This window comes from Mangrovibacterium sp. (assembly GCF_059905295.1).
This window is the reverse complement of the sequence record NZ_JBZQJF010000325.1, coordinates 1-7,240: the sequence shown is the minus strand read 5'-3', so window position 1 is coordinate 7,240 and position 7,240 is coordinate 1. Positions and strand designations below refer to the sequence as shown.

General features: G+C 44.6%; 8 protein-coding genes. 5 read left to right on the top strand and 3 right to left on the bottom strand.

Annotated elements, in window-relative coordinates:
* The 5 genes from AC37HE_RS16440 to AC37HE_RS16420 form a co-directional block, all read left to right on the top strand.
* Window positions 1–240 (top strand): family 43 glycosylhydrolase (locus AC37HE_RS16440; RefSeq protein WP_500784125.1); only part of this gene is annotated, 240 nt, incomplete at its 5' end.
* 83 nt (window positions 241–323) lie between these two features.
* Window positions 324–878, top strand: a complete 555-nt coding sequence (locus AC37HE_RS16435) for a DUF6144 family protein (protein ID WP_500784124.1) — start codon at window positions 324–326, stop codon at window positions 876–878.
* 6 nt (window positions 879–884) lie between these two features.
* Window positions 885–3,248, top strand: a complete 2,364-nt coding sequence (locus tag AC37HE_RS16430) for a beta-L-arabinofuranosidase domain-containing protein (protein WP_500784122.1) — start codon at window positions 885–887, stop codon at window positions 3,246–3,248.
* Window positions 3,249–3,334: 86 nt separating this feature from the next.
* On the top strand, window positions 3,335–3,937 hold the full coding sequence (locus AC37HE_RS16425; protein ID WP_500784120.1) for a nitroreductase family protein: 603 nt from the start codon (window positions 3,335–3,337) through the stop codon (window positions 3,935–3,937).
* A 115-nt stretch (window positions 3,938–4,052) separates the two neighbouring features.
* Entirely contained in the window at window positions 4,053–5,423 is a 1,371-nt protein-coding gene (locus AC37HE_RS16420) for a C1 family peptidase (protein ID WP_500784118.1), read from the top strand.
* 85 nt (window positions 5,424–5,508) lie between these two features.
* Here AC37HE_RS16420 and AC37HE_RS16415 read toward each other — a convergent pair whose 3' ends face one another.
* The 3 genes from AC37HE_RS16415 to AC37HE_RS16405 form a co-directional block, all read right to left on the bottom strand.
* Window positions 5,509–5,943 carry a hypothetical protein gene (locus tag AC37HE_RS16415; protein ID WP_500784116.1) on the bottom strand — a complete coding sequence of 145 codons (435 nt, stop codon included), beginning with the start codon at window positions 5,941–5,943 and terminating at the stop codon, window positions 5,509–5,511.
* A 93-nt stretch (window positions 5,944–6,036) separates the two neighbouring features.
* Window positions 6,037–6,465, bottom strand: coding sequence for a YybH family protein (locus tag AC37HE_RS16410; RefSeq protein WP_500784115.1), 429 nt, complete (start codon window positions 6,463–6,465; stop codon window positions 6,037–6,039).
* A 134-nt stretch (window positions 6,466–6,599) separates the two neighbouring features.
* On the bottom strand, window positions 6,600–6,989 hold the full coding sequence (locus tag AC37HE_RS16405) for a DUF6122 family protein (protein ID WP_500784113.1): 390 nt from the start codon (window positions 6,987–6,989) through the stop codon (window positions 6,600–6,602).
* Between the last annotated feature and the right edge of the window lie 251 nt (window positions 6,990–7,240).

Below are 7,240 nucleotides of genomic sequence, written 5' to 3'. Positions count from 1 at the left end.
GTCATTCAGCGTGATGACAAGACCGGTATTTTTGCGACAGGCCACAACTCGGCCATCCAGATTCCGGGAACAGATGAATGGTACCTGGTGTACCACCGCTTCAGTTATCCGAATGGTGTTAAGATGGGCCGCCGTGGTGGTTTCCACCGCGAGGTTTGTATCGACAAGCTGGAGTTTGATGCTGATGGAAATATCATGGAGGTTAAACCGACCTTCAAAGGAATTGATCCTGTGAACTAGGGATGATTGAATTGGCCTTCACCCCGTTTTTTTGAGCAGGAAGGCTGTGGGGAGCGCTTGAATTTGAAATAAATACAAACAAGATGGATAACGACCGCAGGAGTTTTTTGAAGAAGGCATGTGTTGCAGGAGGATGTTTCTGTGGTTTCTCTTTTCTGGCTGGACAGAAGGTTGAGGCCGATAATAACCCGGAGGCAGCGGATGCACAGAAGAAGCTGATGCAGGAATGGATCTCTGTTCTCATGGTTAGTTTGGATGACCAGACGGATGAAAATCTGTCACGGGAAATCATGAAAAGTTGTGCGAGAGCACACTACGACCAGTTGAAGATGGATGAAGTTTTGCAGCCTTACGAAGGCGAATTGGAGAAGTACATCAGTTTTCTGGAGGATAGCTGGAATTGGAAAGTCGATTTCGACCAGGAAAACGGTATAATTTATGCTGATGAGAATAAAAGTTTTTGTGTTTGCCCGATGGTGAATCATGAACAGGGACTAAACACCGGGGTGTTGTGTTATTGTTCCGAAGGATTTGCCGAGTTGATGTTTTCCAAGGTTGCCGGTCATCCCGTTCAGGCAACGGTTATCTCGTCAATTCACCGAGGCAACGATCACTGTAAATATCAAATCAAATTATAAACAAAAATGAAACTTAGAAATCTAATCGTCTTTTTAGGCTTGCTGCCATTTGCTGCTTTTGCACAACAGAAGCAGGGAATAGAAGCATTTCAGTTGTCCGAAGTGCGCTTGCTCGACAGCCCGTTTAAAAAGGCCATGATGACCGACATGAACTACATGCTGGCTTTGGATATGGACCGCTTATTGGCTCCGTATTTGAAAGAAGCAGGATTGAAACCGAAAGCTGAAAATTACGGTAACTGGGAAAATACCGGGCTGGACGGCCACATTGGCGGACATTACCTGTCGGCATTGGCGAAAATGTATGCTGCTACCGGCGACCAGCGGATGAAGGACCGCATGGATTATATGTTGTCGGAACTGAAGCGTGCTCAGGATGCAAACGGCGATGGCTATTTGTCGGGCGTGCCCGGGGGAAAAGCCATGTGGAAGGAGATTTCGGAAGGAAAGATTGAGGCCAGTTCTTTTAGTTTGAACAAGAAATGGGTACCTCTCTATAATATTCATAAAATCTACGCCGGTTTGTACGATGCCTATGCTTTTGGTGGTAGCGAGGAAGCTAAGGAGATGTTGATCAAATTAACCGATTGGGCCATTCATCTGGTGAAAAATCTGTCAGATGATCAGATTCAGGATATGCTTCGCAGTGAGCACGGCGGATTGAACGAGATTTTTGCCGATGTGGCAGACATTACAGGCGACCCAAAATACCTGAAGCTGGCCAAGCAGTTCTCGCACCGGGCGATTTTGGATCCGCTGATCAAGCACGAAGATCACCTGACCGGGCTGCATGCTAATACGCAGATTCCGAAAGTGATTGGTTTTAAACGTATCGCAGAGGTGGATGGAGACCAGTCGTGGGCTGATGCAGCGCGCTATTTCTGGGAGAATGTAGTTGATAAACGCACCGTTTCTATTGGTGGAAACAGCGTGCGTGAACACTTCCATCCGATTGATGATTTCAGCTCAATGATTGAGAGTGAACAAGGTCCGGAAACCTGCAATACCTATAACATGCTGAAGTTGACCAAGCACTTGTTTTTGAGCGATCCGGAAGTAAAATACATGGATTACTATGAGCGGGCTTTGTACAACCATATTCTGTCAACCGAAGAAATTGATCATGGTGGTTTTGTATACTTTACCCCGATGCGTCCGGGACATTACCGGGTGTATTCGCAGCCGCAAACCAGCTTCTGGTGTTGCGTTGGTTCCGGAATGGAAAATCACACTAAATACGGAGAGCTGATTTATGCACATTCGGGTGATGATATTTACGTCAATCTGTTCATCCCATCAACCTTGAAATGGGCAGAAAAAGGATTGGAACTAAGCCAGGAAACAAAATTCCCGGATGCCGAAACCAGTACCTTGACCATCAACCCAAAGAAGAAAAGTGAATTTACGCTGTATATCCGTTATCCGAAATGGGTTGAGGCAGGAGCATTGAAAGTTACGGTAAATGGCAAGGAGGTGGAATTTGAGGCAAGTCCGGGCCAATATGTGGCTTTGAAACGCAAATGGGAAAAAGGCGATAAAGTGGAGTTGACTTTGCCCATGCGAACAACAGTTGAGCAGCTGCCTGATGGCGAAAGCTACTATTCAATTTTGCATGGCCCGATTGTGCTGGCTGCTAAAACCGATACCACCAATATGGTTGGTTTGTATGCTGATGATAGCCGCGGTGGGCATATCGCCTCAGGACCCAAATATCCGTTGAATGAGATGCCTGTTATTGTTGGCTCTGCCGATCAGATACCCTCGATGGTGAAACCGGTTGCTGGTGAGCCGATGACTTTCACATTGGATGGTTTGTATCCCGATAAATATAAAGATTTGAAGTTGATTCCCTTCTTCCGGGTACAGGAATCACGCTATGTCATCTATTTTAAAGTGGTGAGCAAAACGGATCTGAAAAGCATGGAAGAAAAAATGGCTGCTGAAGATGCCTCCCAAAAGGCTTTGGAAGAAGCAACAGTTGATATGGTATTCCCGGGAGAGCAACAGCCGGAATCTGATCACTTCATTCAGTCTGAAAACACCAACTCGGGAGTGAACCAGGGAAAACACTGGCGCGATGCGACTGGCTGGTTTAGTTATCAGTTGAATAACAAGAATGGGGAAGCCGGTAAACTGCGGATTATGTATTATGGACTGGATAACGGGCGTACTTTCACAATTAGCCTGAATGGTGAAAAGTTAGCTGATGTGACCTTGGATGGAAGTAAAGGACCCAAATTCTTTACCGTTGATTACAATATTCCTCAGGAAATTCTGGACAAAGCCGATGGTCAGCTTCGTGTAAAGTTTGAAGCTGCTCCGGGCTCTGTTGCAGGTGGAATTTATGAAGTTCGTCTGATGAAAAAATAATCTTAAATATTTCAGATTGAAATAGAAGCCCGGCATTAGTCGGGCTTTCTTTTTGTAGCTTTAACGCAATGAAAACAAAGACAGAAATGATGGATTTTAAAACATTGGCAGGTGATCGTTACGCAACTAAAAAGTACGACCCGAGCAAGAAAATATCAGATGAGCAGGTTGACGAATTACAGGAGATTTTACGATTAAGCCCTTCATCAATCAACAGTCAGCCCTGGCGTTTTACCTTTGTGAGCGATCAGAAACTGAAAGAAAAATTGGCCCCTTTTTCATTTCACAATGCCAGCAAAGTGAAAGATGCCAGTCACATTGTCGTATTCAGTGTAATCGATAATCTGGAAAAGTTCGAAAGCCAGAATATTGCAGCTTTGCCAGAAGGAGCAATTGCGTATTACAACAACAACATTAAACCCGGAACCGAGGAGCAAATTAAAGCATGGATGGCCCATCAGGTATACCTGTCGCTGGGCTTCTTTTTGAGTGGTGCGGCAGCACTTGGCATTGACTCAACCCCGATGGAAGGGATTAATATGGCAGAATATGATCGGATCTTAGGGGTAAAAGATTACAAAACCTTGTTTGCGGTGGCTTTGGGCTATCGCGATCCGGAAGACTTCAATCAACCCTCTCTTAAACCGAAGTCTCGGATTGAACGGGAGAAAGTTATTTACTCGATATAACAGGAAACCCCGGTATAGACCGAGATTTTTTTGCAAACATTTGTCAATCTTTTTGTATTCAGATCTTTCTATTTTTAGCGCTTCTTGGAAAAAATTAACCTGAAAATAGATAATCATGAAAAAATGGCTAACGCTTGCTGGCTTGGCTTTGCCTTTTTTAGGCCTGGCTCAAAGTATTGATCAGCAACAACTGGAAACAATCCGATCGAGTTTTGTGAAAGACAACTACACGGTAGGGATGCAAAATGCACTTTCCTCGAACCCAATTACGAAACTGGCCTGGAGTCGCGAAAATGAAGGGACTACAGACCATTATTTTACCTATCGGGTTGATGTTTCGGGCATCACTAATCAGAAAAGCTCCGGCCGTTGCTGGTTGTTCACTTCGTTAAATGTTTTCCGCCCGATGGCAATGAAACATTTCAATGTGGGCGAATTCGAGTTTTCGCAGAACTACCTTTATTTCTGGGACCTGTTCGAAAAAGCAAACCTGTTTCTGAATAACATTGTAGCAACTGCCGATCGTGGTTTCGATGATGAAAAGGTACGCTGGTATTTCAGCTCTCCTGTTGACGACGGCGGACAGTGGATCAACTTTGTGAACCTGGCAAACAAATACGGTCTGGTTCCGCGCGAGGCGATGGAAGAAACTTATTCGAGCGATAACACGGCCTGGATGACTAAGCTGCTTAAACGGAAACTTCGTGAACAGGGGCTTGAGTTGCGCGATATGAAAAACGGTGGTAAGAGCGACAAGGACATTGAAGCCCGCAAGGTGGAAATGCTAAGTGTTATTTACCGCATGCTGGCTTTAAACCTGGGCGAACCTCCTGTTCAGTTTGAATACCGTTACAAGGATAAAGACGGCAAACTGGCTGAAGCGAAAACGTACACCCCGAAATCGTTTATGAAAGAAGTGCTGGGCGATATTCAGCTGAGCGATTATGTGATGTTGATGAACGATCCGACCCGCCCGTACTGGAAACATTACGAAGTGGAGAATTACCGGAACGTGCAGGAAGGCGAAAACTGGCACTATGTGAATCTTCCAAACGAGGTGATCAAACAGTTTTGCATCGAGTCGATAAAAAATAACGAGGCCATGTATGCTTCGTGCGATGTGGGCAAACAGTTGCGCCGCGACTTTGGCGTGCTGGATGTCGATAACTTTAACTACGACGCAGTTTACGATGTACCTTTCAAAATGAATAAGGCCCAACGTATTGAAACCAAAGATAGCGGCTCGAGTCATGGTATGGCCTTGATTGCCGTAGAAGTGGATAAAGATGAAAAACCGCTGAAATGGCAATTCGAGAACAGCTGGGGCGTTACCGCCGGCGAAAAAGGCTACCTCACCTTTACCGATCGTTGGTTCGACGAGTATATGTTTCGAATTGTGGTCAACAAGAAATACGTTAGCCAAAAGGTGTTGGATATTTATGGCAAAAAAGCCGAAATGCTTCCACCTTGGGATCCGATGTTCTAGGAAAGAAGTTATTAGAAATACAGAAGGGCGCCTGATTAGGTGCCCTTCTGTATTGATGGTTGTTGGATCGTTTGTTGTTGGTGGGTCAATCAATTCGGTTATAAACTTCCTTGAGTTTCCAGTTGGGAGCTTGTTCGCCATCCTTAATAACCGGGCCTGATATTTCCCATTTATCCTTATCGAGCTTACTCTTGAAAGTAACTGATTTCCCAATTTGGTCCGTATTTGAAAAATAGTTGAGGTGTTCTGTGTAGGTATTATCTGTCAGATCATAGGTTCCTCCGTTAAACATACTTGACTCCATGTTTGCACCCTGTTTGATTGTTGCAAAATGCGTTTTATTAATCACTTTTATTTGAGATGCAGCCTGGTCACCGGAGAGAATGAAAGTTGTGTCAGGTGTACTGAATTCGAGGTAGCTTGCCTGCCAGGTTCCTTCAAGCGGGGCTTGTGCAGATACCGGATTGGCATAAATACAAAGAGAAAATAGAAAAATAGTAAGTAATGATTTGATCTTCATAGTGAATCCTCCTGGATTTAAGTGAATGAATTAGAAGGGTTGAAAGGTTTTGGTTAGTAATTTCGGATTTGCTCTTGGAAAGCTGGTTTGTTACTAGTGAGGCTGAAGTTCTTTTAAAACCGCAATCATCTCCGGAACAACATCCGTATGATGATGGACAATCTTCCAGCTCCCGTTTTCCTTGCGGTAAACATTAGTGACCCGAACATCTCCCGAAGTTTGGGTACCGGCAATTTTAAACTCCGCTTGTTCTACTCCGGTTTCGTAGGCCAGGTTGGCCTCTGCCCAAATCACCTGCTCTTTCAGAACCACATTCCCGTCGCTGGATACTTGTGCAACCTGATCCCAAGTGTTCCAAACCTCTTCCCAACCTAACTGGCGGCCGCCAACCGGGTGCATGGTGCTCACTTCTTCGCTGTGCGACCAGATGTCTTTCAGGGCTTGAGCGTCGCCGTTAACCATTGAGTTTAACGCGGCATAAAAGGCATTAGACGCTTCGCGTACTTCTTCTTCATGTGCCATAGTTTGTACTCCTTTCTTTTGTGTTCCAGAGTAGCTTACTGCAATTGTGATGAGCTAGTTACAGAAATAGTGTTAAAATAAGATATAAAAGTCTTTTAATTTTGTGCGGCTTCCTGTTCTCTTTAAGTTTGGTGCTACTTTAGCCCAATCAAATCTGCAATCCAGTGAATAAATGCATAGGCAGGAGCTCCAACCAGGCAATCGGGACAATGGCTAAAGGTGAAGAGGCAGTCAACCAAATCGGTGAACATGTGAAACAGCAGCCCGATTCCAATGATGTTGAAAGGTTTGCGAAAGAACAATAAGACGACATAGCCAGCTATGGCGTAGTAGGAGTGTAGCGGATGAAAACCAATGCTGCACCGGTTAGCCTGGAAGATTGGTGTTGCCAGCAAATGATCCAGATCGACCAGCATAGTTAAAAGAAAGATGAGGTAGACTTTCTTCCATTCTTTCCGAAAGAAGAGCCAGGCAATGAGTGCCGGGAAGACCAGGTGTAGAAAGTAATGAATGAATGGTTGCATGGCTGCTCGCTGGTTTGTCTTGTTTTGAAATTGTTGTTGAAGTTCGGAAAATGGAGCCGCAAGTTATTGAAATTAATTCAACTGTCACCAAAGCCTTTTTGTGGTTTTTTCTATCTTCCCGCCACCAAAAAACAAAAAACAATGCAACGAAAAGTCTATTATTTGTCGACCTGCGATACATGTAAACGAATTATGAAGGAAGTTGGCGTGGACGACAGCTTTGAACAACAGGATATTAAGTTTAGCCCCGT